The sequence below is a fragment of the Duganella radicis genome (assembly GCF_009720825.1).
Taxonomy (GTDB): domain Bacteria; phylum Pseudomonadota; class Gammaproteobacteria; order Burkholderiales; family Burkholderiaceae_D; genus Rugamonas; species Rugamonas radicis.
The window spans coordinates 1-21,616 of sequence record NZ_WNKY01000039.1 but is presented as its reverse complement, the minus strand read 5'-3'; the positions used below and the strand labels follow the sequence as shown (position 1 = coordinate 21,616).

The 21,616-nt window shown below is 63.6% G+C and carries 16 protein-coding genes; 8 read left to right on the top strand and 8 right to left on the bottom strand.

The genetic code is table 11. From position 1 onward, the window contains the following. Positions 1–5: 5 nt before the first annotated feature. Positions 6–893 (bottom strand): methylisocitrate lyase, encoded by an 888-nt coding sequence (prpB, locus tag GM676_RS24335; RefSeq protein WP_155466758.1) that lies wholly within the window; start codon positions 891–893, stop codon positions 6–8. 145 nt (positions 894–1,038) lie between these two features. Between prpB and prpR the strand changes: the two genes are divergently transcribed. The 6 genes from prpR (at position 1,039) to GM676_RS32995 (ending at position 6,058) form a co-directional block, all read left to right on the top strand. Then, complete coding sequence (gene prpR, locus GM676_RS24330) at positions 1,039–2,745, top strand: propionate catabolism operon regulatory protein PrpR (RefSeq protein ID WP_155466757.1); 1,707 nt, start codon at positions 1,039–1,041, stop codon at positions 2,743–2,745. Positions 2,746–2,846: 101 nt separating this feature from the next. Continuing rightward, a complete protein-coding gene (locus tag GM676_RS24325; RefSeq protein WP_155466756.1) occupies positions 2,847–3,710 on the top strand; it encodes an alpha/beta fold hydrolase in 864 nt (287 codons plus the stop codon). A gap of 3 nt (positions 3,711–3,713) precedes the next feature. After that, positions 3,714–4,748: a sensor histidine kinase gene (locus GM676_RS24320; protein ID WP_155466755.1), complete on the top strand. Its 1,035-nt coding sequence runs from the start codon at positions 3,714–3,716 to the stop codon at positions 4,746–4,748. Next, positions 4,748–5,446 (top strand): LytR/AlgR family response regulator transcription factor, encoded by a 699-nt coding sequence (locus GM676_RS24315; protein ID WP_155466754.1) that lies wholly within the window; start codon positions 4,748–4,750, stop codon positions 5,444–5,446. Before GM676_RS24320 ends, GM676_RS24315 begins: the two co-directional genes overlap by 1 nt. Positions 5,447–5,523: 77 nt before the next feature. Continuing rightward, complete coding sequence (locus GM676_RS24310; RefSeq protein ID WP_155466753.1) at positions 5,524–5,808, top strand: type II toxin-antitoxin system mRNA interferase toxin, RelE/StbE family; 285 nt, start codon at positions 5,524–5,526, stop codon at positions 5,806–5,808. Next, positions 5,789–6,058 carry a helix-turn-helix domain-containing protein gene (locus GM676_RS32995; RefSeq protein ID WP_155466752.1) on the top strand — a complete coding sequence of 90 codons (270 nt, stop codon included), beginning with the start codon at positions 5,789–5,791 and terminating at the stop codon, positions 6,056–6,058. Before GM676_RS24310 ends, GM676_RS32995 begins: the two co-directional genes overlap by 20 nt. On the opposite strand, the gene GM676_RS24300 is transcribed toward GM676_RS32995, so the two are convergent. The 7 genes from GM676_RS24300 to clpS all read right to left on the bottom strand — a co-directional run bounded on the left by GM676_RS24300 (position 6,055) and on the right by clpS (position 20,693). After that, positions 6,055–8,490: an FtsX-like permease family protein gene (locus GM676_RS24300; protein WP_155466751.1), complete on the bottom strand. Its 2,436-nt coding sequence runs from the start codon at positions 8,488–8,490 to the stop codon at positions 6,055–6,057. The genes GM676_RS32995 and GM676_RS24300 overlap by 4 nt on opposite strands. 115 nt (positions 8,491–8,605) lie before the next feature. After that, positions 8,606–11,917 (bottom strand): S41 family peptidase, encoded by a 3,312-nt coding sequence (locus GM676_RS24295; protein WP_155466750.1) that lies wholly within the window; start codon positions 11,915–11,917, stop codon positions 8,606–8,608. 9 nt (positions 11,918–11,926) lie between these two features. Continuing rightward, a complete protein-coding gene (locus GM676_RS24290) occupies positions 11,927–15,247 on the bottom strand; it encodes a S41 family peptidase (protein WP_170304355.1) in 3,321 nt (1,106 codons plus the stop codon). A 63-nt stretch (positions 15,248–15,310) separates the two neighbouring features. Further along, positions 15,311–16,243 carry a hypothetical protein gene (locus tag GM676_RS24285; protein WP_155466749.1) on the bottom strand — a complete coding sequence of 311 codons (933 nt, stop codon included), beginning with the start codon at positions 16,241–16,243 and terminating at the stop codon, positions 15,311–15,313. Between the two features lie 9 nt (positions 16,244–16,252). Continuing rightward, entirely contained in the window at positions 16,253–17,980 is a 1,728-nt protein-coding gene (locus GM676_RS24280; protein WP_155466748.1) for a hypothetical protein, read from the bottom strand. Positions 17,981–18,087: 107 nt separating this feature from the next. After that, positions 18,088–20,394 carry an ATP-dependent Clp protease ATP-binding subunit ClpA gene (gene clpA, locus GM676_RS24275; RefSeq protein WP_155466747.1) on the bottom strand — a complete coding sequence of 769 codons (2,307 nt, stop codon included), beginning with the start codon at positions 20,392–20,394 and terminating at the stop codon, positions 18,088–18,090. Next, on the bottom strand, positions 20,391–20,693 hold the full coding sequence (gene clpS / locus GM676_RS24270) for an ATP-dependent Clp protease adapter ClpS (protein WP_008446470.1): 303 nt from the start codon (positions 20,691–20,693) through the stop codon (positions 20,391–20,393). Before clpS ends, clpA begins: the two co-directional genes overlap by 4 nt. Positions 20,694–21,017: 324 nt before the next feature. On the opposite strand from clpS, the gene cspE reads away from it, so the two are divergent. After that, positions 21,018–21,221 (top strand): transcription antiterminator/RNA stability regulator CspE, encoded by a 204-nt coding sequence (cspE, locus tag GM676_RS24265; protein WP_008446468.1) that lies wholly within the window; start codon positions 21,018–21,020, stop codon positions 21,219–21,221. A 181-nt stretch (positions 21,222–21,402) separates the two neighbouring features. Continuing rightward, positions 21,403–21,616: GDP-mannose 4,6-dehydratase (locus GM676_RS24260; protein WP_155466746.1), on the top strand; the 214-nt coding region annotated here is incomplete at its 3' end.

Sequence of the window (21,616 nt, the reverse complement as noted above, 5' to 3'; positions counted from 1 at the left end):
TCCTATTATTTCTTTTGTGCGGCGAACAGTGCGTCCAGCTTCTGTTCGAAATCGTGATAGTTGATGCGCTCATACAGTTCGGCGCGGGTCTGCATGGTGTCGACCACGTTCTTCTGCGTGCCATCGCGGCGAATGGCGCCGTAGACGTTTTCCGCCGCCTTGTTCATGGCGCGGAAGGCGGACAACGGATACAGCACCAGCCCAACGTCGGCGCTGCGCAATTCGTCCACGGTGAACAGCGGGGTCGAACCGAATTCGGTGATATTGGCCAGCACCGGCACTTTGACGGCGGCGGCAAACTGTTTGTACATATCGAGCGTGATCATCGCTTCCGGGAAGATCATGTCGGCCCCCGCTTCCACACAGGCGACAGCGCGTTCGATGGCCGCGTCGAGGCCCTCCACCGCCAGCGCGTCGGTGCGGGCCATGATAACGAATTGGTCGTCGGTGCGCGCGTCGACGGCGGCCTTGATACGGTCCACCATCTCATCCTTGCTGACGATTTCCTTGCCCGGACGATGGCCGCAGCGCTTGGCGCCCACCTGGTCTTCGATGTGGGTGGCGGCGGCGCCGAACTTGATCAGCGATTTGACGGTGCGGGCGACATTGAAGGCGGAGGCGCCGAAGCCGGTGTCCGAGTCGACCAGCAGCGGCAGGCCGCACACGTCGGTGATACGGCGCACGTCGGTCAGCACATCGTCCAGATTGGAGATGCCGAGGTCTGGCAGGCCAAGCGAACCCGCCGCCACGCCGCCGCCCGACAGGTAGATCGCCTTGAAGCCGGCGCGCTTGGCCAGCAAGGCGTGGTTGGCGTTGATGGCGCCGACGACTTGCAGCGGGGATTCTTCCTGGACGGCTTTGCGGAACGCGGCGCCTGCGGAGTAGTGACTCATGTTCTGACCTTTCGATGTTGCGTTGAAGTTGGGCTCTCCAATGCAAGGCCTGTGCCAGAACGTCAAGCTATACAAATCAATCACTTACATCGCACACCGTGTTTCATTTTGAAACACTGAAACGAAATTGAACTATAATTGAAACATGCGACATTCCACGCCCCTGCCTTTCGACGCCAACGACAAGCCGGTTATCTGGACGGTTTCCGTGTCGCGCCTGTCCGATCTGTTCCGCGACATCACGCTGGAATACGACAGCCTGGCCACGATTGAGCCGATCAATCTCGGTTTCGACGAAGCGGCCAGGCATATCCGCGAGCGCCTCGCCACCGAGCGTTGCGACGCGGTGATTTCGGCCGGCTCCAACGCCGCGTATCTGAAAGGCCGCCTGTCGGTACCGGTGGTGATCGCCAAATTCAGCGGGCTGGATGTGATGCAGGCCCTGGCGCGGGCGCGGCGCGTGTCGGACCGCATCGGCATCGTCACCTATCAGGATCGGCTGGCGGAGCTGGCCGAATTCTCCAGCACCTTCGGCTTCGACGTGGCGCAACGCACTTACGTGACCGAGGAAGACGCGCGCGCGCAGATCAACGATCTGAAAGCGGCCGGCATCAAGGCGATTGTGGGCGCGGGCCTGATCACCGACCTGGCGGAGGAGGCGGGACTGACCGGCGTGTTCGTGTACTCGGCCGCCTCGATCCGCCATGCGTTTGACGATGCGCTGGAGATGGCGCGCCTGACGCAGCTGGAATCGAATCGCGGCCGCGCGCGCGGCGCGGTGGTGACGGACACGCTGCGCGCCAAGCATGGCATCAATGACCTGCGCGGCGATTCGGCGGCGATGGAGACGGTGCGGCAATCGGTGGTGCTGTATGCGAAATCGCCAGCGACTGTGCTGATACAGGGTGAGACCGGCTGCGGCAAGGAGCTGGTCGCGCAGGCGATTCACCGCGAGGCGCCGCGCACCTTGGGCCAGAACCGGCCGTTCGTGGCGGTTAACTGCGGCGCGATTGCGGAGTCGCTGCTGGAATCGGAACTGTTCGGTCATGAGGAAGGCGCCTTCACAGGTGCGCGGCGCGGCGGCCACGCGGGGCTGTTTGAAGCGGCCAATCACGGCACGCTGTTCCTCGACGAGATCGGCGAGATGCCGCTCACGCTGCAAACGCGCCTGCTGCGGGTGCTGGAGGAGCGTGAGGTGGTCAGGGTGGGCGGCACGCGGCCGATACCGGTCAATGTGCGCATCATCAGCGCCACGCATTGCGATCTGGAGCAGCGCGTGCGCGAGGGCCGCTTCCGCGCCGATCTGTTCTACCGGCTGGCCGTACTGCGCCTCTCCCTGCCGCCGTTGCGCGCGCGCGTTGAAGATGTGCTGCCGCTGGCCGAATGGTCGCTGAAAAATGCGCTGGCATCATTGGGGGCGCGGCCGCATCCCAACCTGCACGCCGAGATGACGGCCTGCGCGCCGCTGCTGCAACGCTACGACTGGCCCGGCAACGTGCGCGAACTACGCAACCTGACGGAGCGCCTGGCGCTGTTCCTCGCCGCCGAGCCGCTGCAAGCGCTGACGCCCGCCTTCGTCCTCAGCGTCGCCCCCGAACTGGTCGCCCGCCCTGCCCCGCCAGCGCACACCGGCTCGGCGCCCGCCACATGGCCCGGCTCGAGCTACGACAGCACACCGCCGGGCGCGTGGGCGGTCGCCGCGCAAACACCCGCGCCGTGGCCTGCCTCCGGCGCGCCAGCCGAGCGCATCTCCGACGTGCTGGCCCGCTTCGGTGGCCGCCGCGACGCCGCCGCCGACTACCTCGGCATCAGCCGCACCACCCTCTGGCGCAAGCTGAAAGCCGAGGGCTGACTACCACTCATCACGGCGGAAAAACCGTTCATCCCAAAGCCGTCGCCGCTGGCGCGACGCGACGATAGCATGGTCTCACTTACTCACCAACGGAGAACACCATGCTGATCAAAGCCATCGCCGCATTTGCCGCCACTTTCATGCTGGGCCACGCCGCCGCTGCCGAACATCCTGCCTTCAAGGTCGACGTCACCGGCACGGGCGCCCCCCTCATCCTGATTCCGGGCCTTGGCTCGTCCGGCGACGTCTGGGATGGCACCGTCAAGCACTACTGCGGCAGCGGCAAATACCAGTGCCACGTACTGACGCTGGCGGGTTTCGCCGGCCAGCCCGCGATTGAGGAGCCTTTGCTGCCGGCCGTCGAGCAGCAGTTGAGCGACTACATCAGCGCCAATCGATTCACCAAGCCTGTGATCATCGGCCATAGCCTCGGCGGCTTCCTCGGCATGAAGCTGGCGGCCGACCATCCCGAACAAGTGGGTCAATTGGTGATCGTCGACACGCTGCCGGCGCTCGGCGCGGCGCAGGTGCCAAGCGTGACGCCTGCCCAGTTGAAGGAGATGGCCGCCAGCATGCGCGCCAACATGCAGGCACAGGACGCCGCCACCTTCAAAGCCGCGCAGATGAAGATGATGCGCACCATGATCACGCGCCAGGAAGACATCGACAAGGCGCTGGCCCGTGGCGGCCTGTCGGACCGCCGCACCGTCATCGACGTGATGGCCGACATGACGGCCACCGATCTGCGCCAGGAGATCAGCCGCATCAAGGCGCCAACGCTGGTGCTGGGCACCTGGATCGCCTACAAGGACTTCGCGCCCAAAGCCGCCATCACCTCCGTCTACACCGGCCAATATGCGCAGCTCAAGGGCGCAAAAGTGGAGATGGCCGACAATGCGCGTCACTTCATCATGTACGACGATCCGGCTTGGATGTATGATCGCATTGATAACTTCCTGAACTAAGCCATGAACCACGACCGCCCTTTCATCGCGCGCCTGAACTGGTACTGGATCTTCCAGTTGACCGGCTGGGGTTTCCTCCCCCTGTTCGCCATCGCCATGGGCGCGATGCGCTCGTCGGGCCTGATCTGGGTGATGTGGTGGGGAGCCGGCAGCGGCATCGTGATCTCCGGCGTGTGGCGCCAGTTGCTCAAGCGCCGCACGCTCAACGGACAGCGTATCAGCTGGAAGTTGGTCCTATGCGGCGTGCTGGCTTTAGGTGTGATCCATACCTTCGTGCAGTACCTTGGCTTCCTGATGTTCACCCCATCGCACATGATGAAGGGCTACAGCTGGCTGCCTTCGGCGCTGCTGTCGTGGTGGGCGATTTACCTGGTGTGGAATATCTTCTACATGGCGGTGCTGTCGCTGCGCCGCGCCAATCGCGCGGAGGCCGAGTCGCTGCGGCTGGAAGTCGCCGCCAAGGACGCGGAGTTGCGCGCCTTGCAGGCGCAGGTCAATCCACACTTCTTCTTCAACAGCATGAACAGCGTGCGTGCACTGATCTACGAAGAGCCGGATGCCGCCGCGCTGATGATCGACCAACTGGCGAGCGTGATGCGCTACGCGCTGCAATCGGGCCATCATGACACGGTGCCGCTGTCGGCGGAGATCGAGGTAGTGCAGGCCTATCTCGCCATCGAGAAGATCCGCTTTGAAGAACGCATGCGGGTCAGCGTCGAAATCGGTGTGGGTCTGGAGCAGGTGCGCATTCCGCCGATGTCGCTGCAAACGCTGGTGGAAAACGCGGTCAAGTACGGCGTCGAGACCAGCGCCACCGGCAGCGAAATCCGCATCCGCGCGCAACGCATGGATGACGGCGCGGTGCATATCGAAATCGCCAATCCGGGTGCGATTGTGCCGTTTGCGAATTCCACCAAGGTTGGACTGGTGAACACGCGCAAGCGGCTGGCGTTGGCGCTGGGTGCGAACGCGCAGCTGGACTTATCTGAAAACAGTGGCTGGGTACGCGCCACACTCACCTTGCCGGAGGCCGCGTAATGCGCGCATTGCTGATCGACGACGAGCGCCTTGCGCGCGCTGAACTGCGACGCCTGCTGGCGGCGCATCCTGATGTGCAGATTGTGGGAGAAGCGGTCAACGCCGCCGATGGCGTGCAACAGATCGCCGCCCTCAAGCCCGACCTGATTTTCCTCGACGTGCAGATGCCCGGCGGCTCCGGCTTCGACATGCTGGCCGCGCTGGAGGATGCGCCGAAAGTCATCTTCACCACCGCTTTCGATCAATACGCGCTGCAAGCGTTCGAAGTGAACGCGCTGGACTACCTGCAAAAACCGATACAGGCCGCGCGCATGGCCTCCGCCCTGCAACGCTGCGCCGCGCGCCACCACCGCGCCACCGCCTCAAGCGCAGGCAAGAAGCTGTTCATCAAGGACGGCGAGCGATGCTGGTTCGTGGCGCTGGAGGACATCCGCCTGTTCGAATCGGAGGGCAACTACACGCGCGTTTACTTCGGCCAGCAACAGCCACTGATGCTGCGCTCCCTGAACCAGCTGGAGGAAAAACTGGACCCGCAGCGCTTCTTCCGCGCCAGCCGCCGCCACATCGTAAACCTCGACCACGTCGAACAGGCCGCACCCAACGATGCCGGCGGTCTCGATCTCGTCTTGCACAACCAGCTCGCCATCGAAGTCTCCCGCCGCCGCGCCCCACAGTTCAAAGTCCTGACGAGTCTATAACGCGACAACGTTGAGCCACCTCAGCCCGCTTTCACTCTCCGTTTGACCTGCTATAGTGACTATGACCACTATGGCGCATGTGGCAAATTATCGAAAGCCGGAAAGCAGAGAAGCAGTTAAGAGATTCCGCGCCTCAAGACGTTATCCGTCGTTACGAGACGTGGAAGGACATAGCGCGCCACTCCGGCTCGCCCGGACTGCAAAAAATAAACGGCTATCATGACGAGGCGCTGAAAGGTAATTGGCACGGTTACCGTTCCTCTCGCTTAGGACCAAAGTGGCGCGTGATTTATCAGGCCTTAGACGATATATTGTTGATTGAAGTTGTGGAGGTGAACGCTCATGTCTACAAAAAGCATTGATATCCAAGATTATCAGCCTGCAAAAAAACGGACTGACATCTCCGTTGGGGAGTCTGTTAACGCCATACGCAAACTACAAAACATTAGTCTCGGACGGCTGGCCAAAATCACCCACATTCCCGTGCCCACACTTCAAGCCATAGAGAACGACGCTCTCCCGCTTGATATTGAGAGGGCTAAACTATTGGCCCGCGTACTACGTGTTCATCCCGCTGTCCTCGTTTTTCCAGGGTGGGAAGTAGAAGACTAAGTTCTCAACGCTTCCGCCGGAGGCAGGCGCATGGCGGTCCAGGTGTGGCGGGTGGTGGCGATGAGGGCTGTCGCCAATGTGAGCAACAGTGCGAAGGCCAGGGTCCAGTAGCCGATGGGGGCGTGTTCTGTGTAGCCGCTCAGGTGGCGTTCGATCACTACCAGTCCGACCGGCAGGCTGATGGCTGCGGCGATCAGGGTCATGGCGCCGATTTCGCGGATCACCAACAAGCCAATGTCGGCGCGGCGCGCGCCGTGCAGTTTGCGCAGGACGATTTCCCTGGCGCGGCGTTGCACGGTATTGGCCGATAAGGCATAGGTGCCGAAGGCGGCGATTGCCAGGGCGATGCCGGTCGCCAGCGCCAGCAGTCGCGCCATGCGGGCGTCGTCCGCGTAGTGCGCTTTCAGTACGTCCGATGCGCGATAAATCTTGGGCAGCGCGTCGGGAAAGTATTGAGGCCACAGCGCGTTTGCCGCACGTTCCACCTCCGCCGGCGCGCCGGCGGCACGCACGCTCAGTACCATGCCGTGGTCGCCCAATGCATAGGCGGTGGCGGGCGGCGTCTCGCGCAGGGAGTGGAAGCGCAGTTCCGGCGCGATGCCGACGATGCGCGCGCTGATCATGGCGTTGTCGAATCCGGTGAAAGTTACCGTCTGCCCCACCGCCTGCTCGGCGCTGGCGAAGCCCAGGGCACGTGCAGCGACGGCATTCAGCACCATCGCGGTGGCGTCGTTGTCTTTATCTATCGCCGACTGGAACAGGCGTCCCGCCTCCGGCGCGATGCCATACAGTTCGAAGAAGTTGGCGCTGACGGTTTTCATTTCCATCGACGCGGTTTCGCCGCCGGGACGCTTGAGCATGCGCGTCCACATCCAGTCGAGACGCCCGACCGGGTCTTGCGAGACAGCGACACCGGCCACGCCCGGCTGCGCTTTCAGGGATGAGATCAGGCGCCTGGCTTTGTCGGCATCACGGATATGGCCCGGCATGTCGACCACCACGATCGGCGACGGATCGAAACCTGGCGTGGCGCGCATTGCATAATCGGTTTGCCAGGCGATGGCGATGGTCACACTGGCCAGCCCCATCGCCGTGCCGATCTGGATCACGGTCAGCGCGCGCCGCCATTGCATGCTGCCGCGCGACTCGGCATCGGGCCGGCCAGCCAGCACCTGCGTTGGATGCACGCGCAGCGCGATCCATGCCGGATAAGCCGCCGTGGCGGCACCCAGCAGCGCGCCAATGCCAAACGCCGCCGCGATGTTCTGCGCGGAGAACAAGCCGTCCAGCTGGCGATTCACCAGCTGCGAGAAGACCGGCAGCGCCAGCCACGCCAGCAGCAGGCCAAGCGCGGTGGCGGCCAGCGCCAGCAACATGGACTCCAGCAGGAATTGCAGTACGATTTGCGGCACGCCGGCACCCAGCACTTTACGCATCGCCATCTCGCGCTGGCGGCGCAGCACGCGCACGGTGGTCAGGTTGACGTAGTTGATCGCCGCCAGCAGCAGGATCAGCGCGGCCAGCACCGCCAGCCCGGTGACGATGCGCGGACTGGCGCGGTCACCCGGCAGTGCGATAAAGCTGTTGGCGATCTTGTCGTCGAAGTAGGCCTCGCGCAGCGGCGAGATGGCCAGCTCGATGGCCTTGCGCTGGCCGAGGCGCTCGCGCACTTCGGGCGGAAACTGGTTCAGGCTGGGCGCTTGGTCAACGGCCTGCTGCAACTGCGCGACGATGGCCGGCAGCGATGCGCCCGGCTGCAAGCGCAGCAACATCTTGGTCATCCAGCCATGTTCGCCGGTCAGCATCTCGTGACGGATGGCCGGCTCCACCACCGCGCTGTTCACGCCAAACAGCACCTCGAACGGAATGGTGGTGTTGGCCGGCGGCGATGGCACCACGGCGCCTACTTGCAGCGTGTGCCCGTCCGCCACCATGGTCCGGCCCAGCGCGTCGCGCGTGCCGAACAGGCGCAACGCGCCGGCCTCGGTCACCACGAAACGGTCCGGCCTTTCCAGCGCCGAGGCCACATCGCCTTGCAAGGCGCGCATGCCCAGCAGCGATGGGAAGCCCGGCAGCGTGATCAGGCTGCGCACCGTCATCAGGTTGCGGCCAGCGCGCACCGTCAGCGGCGTGACTTCAGGGCGTGCGGGAATGTAGCTGGTGACGTCCATCACGCCAGGCGTCTTCAGCGCCACCTCGCGCAGGAACATCGGTGCGATGTCGAACAGCGGCGACGACGGCTCCACATTGAAATGGTGCTTGACCACGTAGACCTGCCCCACCTCCGGCACGTGGCTGTCGTACTCCAGCGAGTAGCGCACGAAGCCCAGCAGCAGCAGACTCGCCGCCAAACCTATGCTCAGGCTAAGGATGGCCGTCAGGGTGTAGGCAGGTTGCTGTATGAGCGTGCGCCAGGCGATGCGTAAATCCATGTCTCAAAATCCTGTGATGAAGTTATCGCACCAATCTGCAACATCCATGCCACGCGGTTTCAGGCCTGCTTTGTCCGGAACTGAACGCGGCCAGTGTTCAATTCCGGACATTCAGTCATTTGACCTTGTTCGGGAAGGCCGGATGTGCAGGACGCACCGGCGGGTTCTTCGCCAGTTCGGCCTTGATGACTTCAATCGCTTTCTCCAGCTGCGGATCGCGGCCGGCGATGACATCCGCCGGATTCTGATCCACTTCGATATCCGGCGCCACGCCCTCGTTCTCCACGCCCCAGCCTTTGTCGCGGGTCCAGAAGGCCAGGTTGGGCGCGGTGATGGTGCCGCCGTCCAGCAGTACCGGGAAGCCCAGAATGCCAACCAGCCCGCCCCAGGTACGCTTGCCGATCAGCGGGCCCATTTGGTTTTGACGGAACATCCACGGCAGCAGATCGCCGCCGGAGCCCGCGGTTTCGTCGATCAGCATGGTGCGCGGACCCTGGATCGAAGCGGACGGCGTTTTCATGTCGGCGCCATAACGCATGGTCCACCAGGCGATTTCCTTCTTCTGCAAAATCTCCAGATAATAATCGGCCACGCTGCCGCCGCCGTTGAAACGCTCGTCGATGATGACGGCGTCCTTGTCGGCCTGCGGGAAGAAGTAGCGCTTGAAGTAGGTATGGCCCAGCGTCGTGGTATTCGGCACGTAGACGTAGGCCACGCGGCCGCCGGTGGCGGCATTCACCTTGCGGATATTCCCCTCGATCCAGTCGCGGTTGCGCAGCGCGTCTTCAGCCGCCACCGGTACCACGGTGATGGTGCGCGACTTGCTGCCATCCGCATTCGGGCCGACGGTGATGTCGATGGCCTTGTTGGCGGTGTTTTCAAAAGCGCTGTACAGGTTAGTCTCCGCCCGCAACTGCTTGCCGTCCACCGCCAGCAGGTATTCACCTGCCTTGACGTTGAGGCCCGGTTCCGTCAGCGGCGCGCGCAGGGCCGGGTTCCAGTTCAGGCCACCGTAGATTTTCTTGAAGCGGTAGCGGCCCTCGCTGATTTCATAGTCCGCGCCCAACAGGCCACCTGGCACCGGTTTGGCGTCGGTGAAGAAGTCGCCGCCGGCACCGCGATGGTGGCCGACACCGAGTTCGCTGCACAGCCACTGGATCACGCGATTCAGATCGGCGCGGCTGGACAGCTCCGGCAGGAACTGTGCGTACTTGGCGCGCATCTTGTTCCAGTCGGCGCCGTGCATGCCGGGGTCATAGAAGTAATCGCGATTGATGCGCCACGCCTCGTTAAAGATCTGCGTCCATTCCGCGCGCGGCTCGGCGCGCACTTCGATGGCTTCCACCTTGATCTTGCCTTCGCCTGGCGTCAGCGTCTTGGCGGTGGCGCTGCCCATGGCCCACGCTTCCTTCACGCGGTACAGCAGCTTCTTGCCGTCCGCCGAAACCTCATATTGGTCGGCTTCGGCCAGCAGCGTTTCGGCCTTGCGGTCCTTCAGATCGAAACGCTGGATGGCTTTCTTGCCGTCGGTATCGCGCAGGAAGAAGACCTGGCCGGCCTCGCCCGCCTGCAAGTCGGACAATCCGGCCGCAGGTACAGGCAGGTCGACGATGCGCGTGTCGATGCCTTCGAGGTCGATGCTGATCGGCGCCACTGGCGCGACGGTGACTTTGGGGTCGTCACGGCCGGTCCTGGGATCGACCTTGGGCGCTTCCGGCTTGGCCGGTGTGGCGGCCACCGGCGGATTCGGTGGCGTTGGCGGCGCACCCTTCTCCTCGTCGCTTTCCTTAATGAGCGGCGACGGCAGATCGCGCCGCAGGGTCGCCATCCAGATGGTGCGGGTGACGCGGTTGTCTTCATTCTGCTGAGAGAACCAGTTGTTGGTCGGTCCGGCGTTGGTGGAGGCGAAGAAGTACAGGTACTTGCCGCTCTTGTCGAACACTGGGTCGGCCACGTCGGACAAGCCGTCCGTCACCTGCCACGATTTGTTCTGCTCCAGCGAGTAGATGTAGGCGCTGCGCGTGTACGTCATCGAATTGAGCGTATAGGCAACCCAGCGCGAGTCCGGCGCCCATGCAGGTTGCAGCGTGACTTGCGGGCCATACAGCGGTTCCGATGCGATTTTCCTGATCGCGCCCGAGGCGACATCCATCACATACAGTGTCCACGAATTATCGATGTAGGCGATCTTCTTGCTGTCCGGCGACCACACAGGATTCAGATAGAAGCCGGAGCCGTTCAACTTGTATTTTCGCGGCTCGCTTTTGCCATCCTGCGCGCGGACGTGCAGCGCGTACTCGCCGGATTCGTCGGAGAAGTAAGCCACTGAGCGGCCGTCGGGCGACCATATCGGCGAGCGTTCGTGCGCCGCCGGCGTCTGCGTCAGGTTGCGCACATCGCCTTTATCCGCAGGGATGGTGACGATCTCGCCGCGGAATTCATAAGCCACGCGCGCGCCGGATGGCGAGATCGAGGCATTGCGGATGTACTTGGCGCCGCTGACCCAGCGTGGGCGCGACAGCCCCAAGTCCGCATTCACACCGATGGTCAGCTTGTGCGCCTGACCACTGGCCAGATCCAGCGCATGCAGATAGCCTGCCTGCTCGTAGACGATGCGATTGCCGAACGCCGAGACGTTCAGCACCGGAAAGTCCGTATGCCGCGTCAGCGCGCGCACCACCCTGGTTTTGACGTCGTAGGCGTACAGATTGAATTCGCCATCGCGGTCGGAACGGAAGTAGATGGTGTCGCCGATCCAGGCCGGATCGACATCGTTGGAACCGCCGGCAGGCTGCGGAATAGTCACCGCCGACTGGTCGCCGCGATTGAACAACCACAGGATGGAGTGCGTGCCACCGCGATAATGCTTCCATTGCAGGAAGGCCGGCGAGAACGGGTTGTAGACGATCTGCTTGCCATCCGGCGACCATGCGGCGCGGGCAGCGTTCGGCACTTCCAGCTGGGTCTCGACGCCGCCGGCCACCGGCACGGTGAACAACTTGCGGAAGCGGTTATTGAACGCCGCGCGCGGCGACGTGAACATCACCGCCTTGCCGTCCGGCGTAAAGGCCTGCGCCACGTCCGCGCCCGGATGCCAGGTCAGGCGCCTGGGCACGCCGCCTTCGATCGGCAGCACATAGACATCGGTATTGCCGTCGACCTGCGCGCTGTAGGCGATCAGTTTCCCGTCCGGCGAGAATATCGGATTCGATTTCTCCCCCGGATCGGCGGTGAGGCGGCGCGGCGCACTGCCGTCGGCATTGGCCAGCCACACATCGCCGGCGTAGATAAACGCCAGGTGCTGCGCGGACAATGCCGGTTCGGTCAACATGCGGGTATCGCTGGTGTTGGGCAGCGCCAGTACAGGTGCGGTAACACCCAGCGCCAGCAGAACGCCAGCTACGGCGCGCGCGCTCACGTGCTTCATACAGCCTCCTTATTTCAGTGCAGGGATCACCTGCGGTTGATAGGGCTTGATGGGTTTTTCCTTTAAGGTTTTTTCCAGCAGTTGCAGGGCGGTTTCGAGCTGATGGTCTTGTCCCTGATAAGTGGCGTGCGGCAGGTTGTCGACCACCACGTCCGGCGATACGCCCACGCCTTCGATCAGCCACTGGCCGTCCTGCGTGTTGAACTGTCCCATCTCCGCCACGCGCGCCATGCCGTTGTCGCTGAGGCGATTGTTATCGCTCAGCCAGACGCCGGCGCCAGCGGTGCGCTTGCCGACCAGTGGCGCCAGGCCCAGCGACTTGATGCCGGCCGCGAAGGTCTCGCCGTCCGAGTAGGTGTATTCGTCGATCAGCACCACCAGATGGCCACGGAAGGTGTTCTGCATATTCCCCGACGGCTGCACGCCCGGCGGCGCCCAGAAGGCCCACGCCTTGCGCAGCAGCTTCTCGATGATCCAGCTGTCGATATTGCCGCCATTGTTGCGGCGGACATCGATGATCAGCCCCTCGCGGTTCACATTCGCGTAGAAGTCGCGCGCGAACGAAGCGATGTCGCTCGGACCCATGGCACGCAGGTGCAGATAGCCGATGCGGCCCTTCGACGCAGCTTCCACCTGGCGCGCGCGCGATTGCTCCCAGTCGCTGTAGCGCAGCGCGGCCTGCTTCGCCATATTCACCGGCAGCACGATCACGGAACGCGTCTCGGTCTTGCGCTTCACTTGCAGCAGCACTTGTTTATCGGCTTGATTCAGCAGCAGGTCGGCGATGTCGCGCGCTTCCAGCACCGGCTTGCCGTTGACGGCGGTGATGACGTCACCCTCTTTCACGTCCACACCCGCTTGTGCCAGCGGGCCGCGTTGCGATGGCAATTCCGGCTCGCTGGCGTAGATGTGGTCCACGCGATAGCCTTCGGCGGTGCGCGACAGCAGCGCGCCCAGGCCGGCCGGCGTGCCTTCCGGCGGCGAACGGCGGATGTCGCCGGGACGGATCTGCGAATGCAGCGCCCCCACTTCGCTGATCATCATGCCCAGCACATCGTCCAGCTCCGCGCGATCGGTGACGCGGTCCACCAGTGGCGCGTATTTGGCGCGCACGGCCGGCCAGTCGGCGCCGCGCATCTTCACGTCGTACAGAAAGTCGCGGTGCATGCGCCAGGCGTCGTTGAACATCTGCTTCCACTCAAGGCGTGGATTGGAGGTGAAGGTCCAGTCGTCCACCTTGACCTTGGCCTTGCTCACATCCGTTGGCGCCTTGGCGCCGGCATCCACCACCAGCATGTCTCCCGGACCGGTGGCGAAAGTGCGGTAGTAGACATGTTTCTTGTCGGCCGAGAGATCGTATTCGCGCACGCCGGTGGCAAAGGTCTCGGGTTGCGGTCCGTTGCTGGCGATGGCCAGCGTTTTCAGATTGGCCTTGCCGTCGTTGCCGTCGGCGTCGAGGAAGTACAGGCGCTTGTCGTCCATTTGCAGACCAAGGTAGTTACCGGCGGCCAGCGGCACTTCGTACAGACGATCCGCCAGCCCGGCGTAGACGACGGCCGGCAGGGCTTTGCCTGTGGCCTTGGCCGCGTCTTTCGGCGCCGTCTTGGCGACCGCCTTCTCCGCCGCTTTTTCGGCCGCCTGCTCGGTCGCGCCTTCGGCCGGCTTGTCGCCCGGCTTGCTCAGTTCATCGTCCGGCTTGAAGGGGAAGCGATTATCCGATTGCAGCGCCAGCGCGTAGATGCCGGTACGCTTGTCGAACACCGGTCCCATATTGCGGTCGCCCCACGGCGAGCCGTTGGCCAGCTGGAAGTTGCGGGCCGAGAGGAAGTACAACCATTTGCCGTCCGGTGAAAACACCGGTGAGCGCGAGGTGTAACGGTCGCTGGTGACGAAGGCCAGCTGTTTGCTGTCGATGTTGTAAAGGCCGATCTGGTTGCGCTGCTCGGTGCTGGCGGCGCGCACCAGCGCCAGGTTTTTGCTGTCGGGCGACCACTGGATTTCGTCGTAATCGCCCAGGCCCGATTTGCCGGCGTCGTCGATCACCGTGTTGGCCTTGGTGGCCAGGTCCAGCAACCAGAAGCGGCCCTTCTTATCGGTGTGGCCCAACCAGCGGCCGTCCGGTGACGGGTACAAGGCCCAGCGGTGGTTGTTGCCGTCCCTGGTCAACTGCTCGCCCTTGCCCGAACCGTCGGCGGCGAATTTCCAGATTTCGTTTTCGCCGGTGCTGTCGACGATGGCGTAGATGGCTTTGTCGTCGTGGCTGAACACGGCCTGGCGGGCGCGCGCGCCTTCCGGAATCGCGATCTCCACGCGGCGTTGCGCGCCGGTGCCGGCCACGCTCACGCGGCCGCGCGCGGTCAGCACAATGCGCTCCGACCTGCCGGCGATTTGCACATTGGTCAGGCTGTCCAACGGCGAGCGGATCTGGCGCGTGCGGGTCTGGTCGAAGTCGGAGACGAGGCTGACGGCAAGCTGCTCGTCCCTGTTGGCTTGCAGGTCCAGCACATGCAGATCGGCGCCCAGCTGGTAGACGATGCGGCCGTCGCCGACGGCGGCGTTGCGCACGCCCCATGCCGTGTGCTGCGTCAGTTGGCGCGCGTCGCTGCCGTCGGCGGCCATGGACCACAGATTGTCCGAGCCGCCGCGGTCGCTGATGAAGTAGAGACGGCCTTGCCACCACATGGGGCGCTTGTTGTTGCCGGTGTCGGAAGCCAGCAGTCGCACCGCTTCGGCATTGCCATTCACGTCGTAGCGCCACAGCTGCGCGTGCGCGCCGCCGCGATAACCCTTGACGTTATCGTTGGTCAGCGCCAGGCCGTTGCGGGTGAAGTACAGCGTCTTGCCGCTGTCGTCGAGCGCGGCGTCGTTGGCGTCGGCCAGCGGGAAGATGCGGCGTTGCAGATCGTTCGGCTTGATGGCGGCGATCACAAAGCTGCGGCCCGGTCCGGTGCCGCTGGCCATGCTGACCAGCACCTCGCCCTGGGCGCTCCAGCCCAGCACGGACACGGCGCCGTTCTCAAACGTGATGCGCCTGGGCAGGCCGCCGGCCAGCGGCATCACGTAGGCTTCCTGCGCGCCTTCGTAAGAAGCCGAGAAGGCCACCCACTGGCCGTCGTGCGAGATGGCGGCGTTGGTTTCAGCGGAGGGATGGGTGGTCAGGCGCTGCGCCTGGCCACCGTGGGCGCTGGTGCGCCATAGATCGCCTTCGGCGGTGAAGACCACATTGTCGCCACGGATGGCGGGGAATCGGTAGTAAGCATCGGCGGCGGCGGCGGAGGACAGCAGGCCAGCGGACATCAACATCAGGGCAAGCGGGTGGGACAGTTTCATGAGACCGTGTCGGTAGTGTCGAATGGAACGACAATTCTGGCACAGCTTGCCCTTTACAGAAAGCTACCGCCGGCGTTTTCGACAGGCTGTTTCCGCATGGCCGTACAGCACCACGCCCAGGCTGCCGGTGGGCTCGCCCTCGCGCTCTTGCCCGATGCGCGTTTGCAGCACTTCGACGGCGGTGAATTGCTGCGGTGCGAGATGCAAGTCTTGCGCGCTCAGCACCAGCGCCTGCCGCTGGCCGCGCTCCAGTTCCAGCACCACGCTGGCCTCGCGCGCTTCACGCCCATTGGCAGCGGGCGCGATGGCGCGGTGCAGCGTCAATTGCCGCGGCCGCGCCAGCACCGGATCGGCACGCACCACGCGCGCCAGCTTGCGCAAGGCCTCCTCGCCGAGCGGCCGCGCCTCGACCAGATAAGCGCCCTGCTCCAACGCCGGATTGCCGGCCCAGAACACAAACGCCTGCTGGCCCGCCGCGCTGAGCATAGCCGATTGCAAGTTGTACTGCGCCCAGTGGCGGTCGCTCATCGGCGATGGCGCGGATGGGCCGGGATCGGGCTCGGGCGGCGTGCTGCTGGCGTGCACCAGCAGACAGAAGTGCGCGGGAATGCTGGCCTGCTCCGGCGTCCAGATCATCGGCGGAAAATGCGTGGGACCGGTGACAGCGCGGCCCGGCACCGGCCGGGTGGCGCTCAGGATCAGCTGTGGGCTGGCAAAGCCGGTGGCCGGATCGGACCAGTACACCCGCACTGTCACCAGCGCGTTGGGCACGCCGCGGTTGTCGACATCGACGGAAATTTGCAGCGCTTCGTCCGGCAGGTAGGTGCCGGGCGGCGTGCTGTAGTCGACGCCCTGCACGTGTATCGACGGACAGAGCCAGCTGGTCACCGGCGGCATGATCTTGGTCAGCGGCCGCTGCGAGGCACGGCCTTCGTCGCCGTTGAAGTACGGGATCACCAGCCACGGGTGGGAGGTGTCGACATCGTCGTGGTCCATGGCGGCTCCTTACAAGGCGGTTTGCGGATAGGCCAGCGCGACCTCCGGCACCGGGTCGTCGTTGATCGAGCCGGTGGCGATGTCCCAGCAATGGTGGCCGGCGTCGCGGTCGGCATCCATGTCGAGGTTGGGACTGTCGAAGTCGCCGCGCGCCAGCTGTTCCCAGATGTTGTTGGCCAGGCGTACCGCCGCAGTGACGTAATGGTCCGGCGTCGACAGGGGCGGATGCGGCGGCGGCCCACCCGCCACATGTTCAACCGGCGTAAGCGGCGCGGTTTCGTAGCCCGCGTTCGGCTGGGCGCTGGCGCGGCGCGGGAATGGCGCCGACGGCGGCATGACGGTGAACTGCGCGTGCACCGGTTGCAGCAGTTGCAGCGCGTTCGGGTAGATGATGCCGAGCACCGCCAGATAGTCCGCCGCGTCGGAAAAGCCCTGCCACAGATACATCTGCAACTGCGCCAGCACGTCGCAGATGTGCACCGCTTCGTCGGTGGCGGCGAAGGCGCTCAGCGCCTGGCCGTTGGTGCCGGGCTGCGGCTCGGGGAAGCTGGGATCTTTCTTGGGCGAGCCGCCGCCGCATACCGCGCCCAGCGTGAAGATGCACAGCAGGACGATGCCGATGGCGATCAGGGCCACCAGCAAGCCGGCCCAGCAGGTTTTGCTCTTGGTCTCCTCGCTGTCCGACTTGGAGGGCGCGCCGCCGGGCGGCGCACCGCCACTGCTGGCCGGCTTGACGCCGGTGTCCAGCGGCGGGAAGGCATCGGGCTTGGCCGCCTTGCGGATTTCCAGTGCCAGCAGCATGGGCGCGGGCAGCGGCGGCATCTCGAACGTGGCCAGCAGATCGATATGGCGCAGCATGCGCTGGTAGCCGGCGTTGAGGTCCGGCAGCGGCGCGGTGACACGCATATCGTAGGTGCCGCTCAAGCTGTCTTGCAGCAGTTGTTCGATCTGGGCCGGCAGTTGCGGCGGCAAGCCGGGCGCGCCCCAGCGCAGCAACTGGGCCAGCTTTTTCAGTGACGGCAGATCGGCGCGATGCTCTTGCAGCCAGCCGCCGGCGGCGTAGCGCGCCAGGCGATAGCGGTAGGGATGGGCACGGCGCGGACCGCCCACGGTGCGCGTCTGGAAGGCGCTGCCGGCCACGTTGCCGCCGTAGCCGGCCAGCACGCCAAAAGCGAAGGCGCGCGCGCCGCCGTCATGCCCGGCTTTGGCGGCGATGTTGCGGACAAAAGCGTCGGTGCGGCGCGCCAGGAACAGGTCGCCCCAGTTCCAGTCGGGGGTTTTCTTGTCGGCCTGGCGTGGATGGCGGCCCAGGTAATGCGGCGGCGACATTTGCGCCGGCAAGGCCATGGCGGCGGTGATGACCTGGTTGGCACGCTGCTCCAGCCCGCTCAGCAGCGCGTTGGCTTGCTGGAATTTGCCGAGCGCGTCCGGCGCCGCGGGATCGGTCAGGGAGGACTCCAGCGCCGCGCGGGCCTTGCCGACGTCGTCGTAGATGTCCAGGCCGTCGCGCCACAGGTCGGCGGCCTGTTGCAGCATGTCCAGCTCGGCGCCGTCGCCGGCGGCGTGCGCCAGCAGGTGGTCGGTGAGCGCGCCGAGCCGGGCCAGGTCGCCGTCCTGCGCCAGCGCATCGAGCGTGCGCGCCTGCGCCTTGTGCTCGTCCGGATTGCTGTAGCTGGCCAGGCGCAGTCGCGCATGCAGTTCGTCCAGCACGGCCATGTGGCCGACATAATCGATCATCGCCGCCTCCGCTTTGATAACGGTCCAACGCTGTTTATCTTGCGCCGGCTCGGTGCGGAGGTATTGATCTGGATCAGAAAAAAACCCGCCGGGGGCGGGTTTTCGGTTTAGTCGACTTCGACGGTTTCCGGTGGCTGGCTCGGCGCCGCATCCGGCGGTTCCGGGAAGTCCAGCTTGACGTTGTCCTTGTCGTCCAGATCGACGATGACCTTGCCGCCGGTGACCAGGCGGCCGAACAGCAGCTCGTCGGCCAGGGCCTTGCGGATCATGTCCTGGATCAGGCGCGACATCGGCCGCGCGCCCATCAGCGGGTCGAAGCCTTTCTTCGCCAGGAAGGCACGCAGTTTTTCGCTGAACACCGCTTCGACTTTCTTCTCGTGCAGCTGTTCTTCCAGCTGCATCAGGAACTTGTCGACCACGCGCAGGATGATTTCCTCGTCCAGCGCGCGGAAGCTGATGATGGCGTCGAGGCGGTTGCGGAACTCCGGCGTGAACATGCGCTTGATGTCGCCCATCTCGTCGCCAGCCTGCTTGCTGGTGGTGAAACCAATAGTCGACTTCTGCAAGCTCTCGGCGCCCGCGTTGGTGGTCATGATGATGATCACGTTGCGGAAGTCCGCCTTGCGGCCGTTGTTGTCGGTCAGCGTGCCGTGGTCCATCACTTGCAGCAGGATGTTGAAAATGTCCGGATGGGCTTTTTCAATTTCATCCAGCAGCAGCACGGTGTGCGGCTTCTTGGTGATGGCCTCGGTCAGCAGGCCGCCCTGGTCGAAACCAACGTAGCCCGGCGGCGCGCCGATCAGGCGCGACACGGCGTGACGCTCCATGTACTCCGACATGTCGAAGCGCACCAGCTCGATGCCGAGGATGAAGGCCAGCTGCTTGGCCACCTCGGTCTTGCCGACGCCGGTAGGACCGGAGAACAGGAAGGAGCCGATCGGCTTGTCGGTCTTGCCCAGGCCGGCACGCGCCATCTTGATGGCCGAGGCCAGCGCTTCGATCGCCGGGTCCTGGCCGAACACCACGTTGCGCAGGTCGCGGTCGATGGTTTGCAGCTTGCTGCGGTCGTCCTGGTTGACGGTTTGCGGCGGGATGCGGGCGATCTTGGAGATGATGTCCTCGATCTCGGTCTTGCCGATGGTTTTCTTCTGCTTCGACTTCGGCAGGATGCGCTGGGCGGCGCCGGCCTCGTCGATCACGTCGATGGCCTTGTCCGGCAGATGGCGGTCGTTGATGAAGCGGGCAGCCAGTTCGGCCGCGGTCGACAGCGCCGACGACGAGTATTTCACGCCGTGGTGCTCTTCGAAGCGCGACTTCAGGCCGCGCAGGATCTGCACGGTCTGCTCGACGGTCGGTTCATTGACGTCCACTTTCTGGAAGCGGCGGCTCAGCGCGTGATCCTTCTCGAACACGCCACGGAACTCGGTGTAGGTGGTCGCGCCCACGCATTTCAGCTGGCCGTTGGCCAGGGCCGGTTTCAGCAGGTTGGACGCGTCCAGCGTGCCGCCCGAGGCCGAGCCGGCGCCGATGATGGTGTGGATCTCGTCGATGAACAGGATGCCGTGCGGATTGTCCTTGAGCTGTTTCAGCACCGCCTTCAGGCGCTGCTCGAAATCGCCGCGGTACTTGGTGCCGGCCAGCAGCGCGCCCATGTCCAGCGAGTAGACCACGGCGTTTTGCAGGATTTCCGGCACGTCGCCCTGGGTGATGCGGTAGGCCAGGCCTTCGGCGATGGCGGTCTTGCCGACCCCGGCTTCGCCCACCAGCAGCGGATTGTTCTTGCGGCGGCGGCACAGGATCTGGATCACGCGGTCCACTTCCTCTTCGCGGCCTATCAGCGGATCGATCTTGCCGTCGGCGGCCGACTTGTTCAAGTTCTGGGTGAACTGGTCGAGCGGGCTTTCCTTGCTCTGGCCCTCGCCGGCCGGCGCGCCCTCTTCCACGCCTTCCGAGGCCTTGGCGGCGTCGGACTGCTGATCCTTGCGCACGCCGTGCGAGATGAAATTGACCACGTCGAGGCGGGTCACGCCCTGCTGGTGCAGGTAGTACACCGCGTGCGAATCTTTTTCACCGAAGATGGCCACCAGCACATTGGCGCCGGTCACTTCCTTCTTGCCGTTGGAAGCCGACTGGACGTGCATGATGGCGCGCTGGATCACGCGCTGGAAGCCGAGCGTCGGCTGGGTATCGACCTCGCCCGTGCCGGGCACGGTCGGGGTGTTATCACCAATAAAATTGGTCAGGGTTTTGCGCAGATCTTCAATGTTGACGGCGCATGCACGCAACACCTCGGCAGCCGAAGGGTTGTCCAGCAAGGCCAGCAGCAAGTGCTCCACCGTGATGAATTCGTGGCGCGCCTGTCGGGCTTCGACAAACGCCATGTGCAAACTTACTTCCAATTCCTGCGCAATCATACTTCCTCCATCACGCATTGCAGGGGGTGGCCTGCCTTGCGCGCATGCGTTAAAACAAACTCCACTTTGGTACAGGCTATATCTTTCGAGAACACGCCGCACACGCCTTTGCCATAGCGGTGCACACTGAGCATGATCTGCGTCGCGGTTTCGCGATCCTTGTTGAAATACTCCTGGATGATCGCGACCACAAACTCCATGGGCGTATAGTCGTCATTCAGCAACGCCACCTGGTACAGAGGTGGCGGTTTCAGCGTTTGCCGCTCCAGGAGGGTTTCGGTGTCATGCTTGGTTGCCATACGCTTATATTCTAATGCTTTCGGGGTTGATGCAATGTGCATTTCGCTGCACATATCCAATTGTTTTCCATCTTACGCGCTTTCTGGACTTGCCGCAGATGGCGCCCCTTTCCCCGAAATCAAGAGTTGCTTTTTCGCCAATCGTCTCAAAAGTAGCAAAATGCCCACAAATCTGCTTGACTTTCAAATTTGGTCCGCTAACAATGCGTTATCGGCTGCGTGCAGAAATGTACATGTTGATAAGAAGTGGGCGTGAGGAGAGGGGCAAGAAGCTTCTTGCTTTTATGGCTCGTGTGATCTGTTTTAATTTTGAAAGTTCTTTTTATGGCAACTGGTACTGTTAAGTGGTTCAATGATTCCAAAGGTTTTGGCTTCATCACTCCAGATGACGGCGGCGAAGATTTGTTCGCTCACTTCTCCGCAATCAACATGAACGGTTTTAAGACCCTCAAAGAAGGTCAAAAAGTTCAGTTCGAAGTCACGCAAGGCCCTAAAGGCAAGCAAGCTTCCAACATCCAGTCGGCTTAATTGTTTAAGCCTCAGATGTAAAAAACCTCGCCCTGCGGGGTTTTTTTTCGTCCCTGCCCCGCGTCTGTCCTGTTGCAATTTCACCTCCCCTCGCACTGAAGATTTTTTTGTGCAGCGCAAGATTCCTTTAGCGTAAAATCACAGGCTTACAACTAATTCAACTTTAATGCAGGAATAACAAATGATCTTTGTGACAGGCGGCGCCGGCTTCATCGGCTCCAACTTTGTCCTCGACTGGTTGGCGCAGTCCGAGGAAACTGTGCTGAATTACGACAAGCTGACCTATGCCGGCAATCTGAACAACCTGGCCTCGCTCAAGCAGGACGCGCGCCACACCTTTGTGCGCGGCGACATCTGCGACCAGGCGCAGGTGCTGGCCCTGTTCCAGCAGCACA

Excerpts from the sequence above, each read along its gene's own strand:
- prpB (WP_155466758.1), bottom strand. The coding sequence starts at position 893 with ATGAGTCACTACTCCGCAGGCGCCGCGTTCCGCAAAGCCGTCCAGGAA.
- prpR (WP_155466757.1), top strand. The coding sequence starts at position 1,039 with ATGCGACATTCCACGCCCCTGCCTTTCGACGCCAACGACAAGCCGGTT.
- GM676_RS24325 (WP_155466756.1), top strand. The coding sequence starts at position 2,847 with ATGCTGATCAAAGCCATCGCCGCATTTGCCGCCACTTTCATGCTGGGC.
- GM676_RS24320 (WP_155466755.1), top strand. The coding sequence starts at position 3,714 with ATGAACCACGACCGCCCTTTCATCGCGCGCCTGAACTGGTACTGGATC.
- GM676_RS24315 (WP_155466754.1), top strand. The coding sequence starts at position 4,748 with ATGCGCGCATTGCTGATCGACGACGAGCGCCTTGCGCGCGCTGAACTG.
- GM676_RS24310 (WP_155466753.1), top strand. The coding sequence starts at position 5,524 with ATGTGGCAAATTATCGAAAGCCGGAAAGCAGAGAAGCAGTTAAGAGAT.
- GM676_RS32995 (WP_155466752.1), top strand. The coding sequence starts at position 5,789 with ATGTCTACAAAAAGCATTGATATCCAAGATTATCAGCCTGCAAAAAAA.
- GM676_RS24300 (WP_155466751.1), bottom strand. The coding sequence starts at position 8,490 with ATGGATTTACGCATCGCCTGGCGCACGCTCATACAGCAACCTGCCTAC.
- GM676_RS24295 (WP_155466750.1), bottom strand. The coding sequence starts at position 11,917 with ATGAAGCACGTGAGCGCGCGCGCCGTAGCTGGCGTTCTGCTGGCGCTG.
- GM676_RS24290 (WP_170304355.1), bottom strand. The coding sequence starts at position 15,247 with ATGAAACTGTCCCACCCGCTTGCCCTGATGTTGATGTCCGCTGGCCTG.
- GM676_RS24285 (WP_155466749.1), bottom strand. The coding sequence starts at position 16,243 with ATGGACCACGACGATGTCGACACCTCCCACCCGTGGCTGGTGATCCCG.
- GM676_RS24280 (WP_155466748.1), bottom strand. The coding sequence starts at position 17,980 with ATGATCGATTATGTCGGCCACATGGCCGTGCTGGACGAACTGCATGCG.
- clpA (WP_155466747.1), bottom strand. The coding sequence starts at position 20,394 with ATGATTGCGCAGGAATTGGAAGTAAGTTTGCACATGGCGTTTGTCGAA.
- clpS (WP_008446470.1), bottom strand. The coding sequence starts at position 20,693 with ATGGCAACCAAGCATGACACCGAAACCCTCCTGGAGCGGCAAACGCTG.
- cspE (WP_008446468.1), top strand. The coding sequence starts at position 21,018 with ATGGCAACTGGTACTGTTAAGTGGTTCAATGATTCCAAAGGTTTTGGC.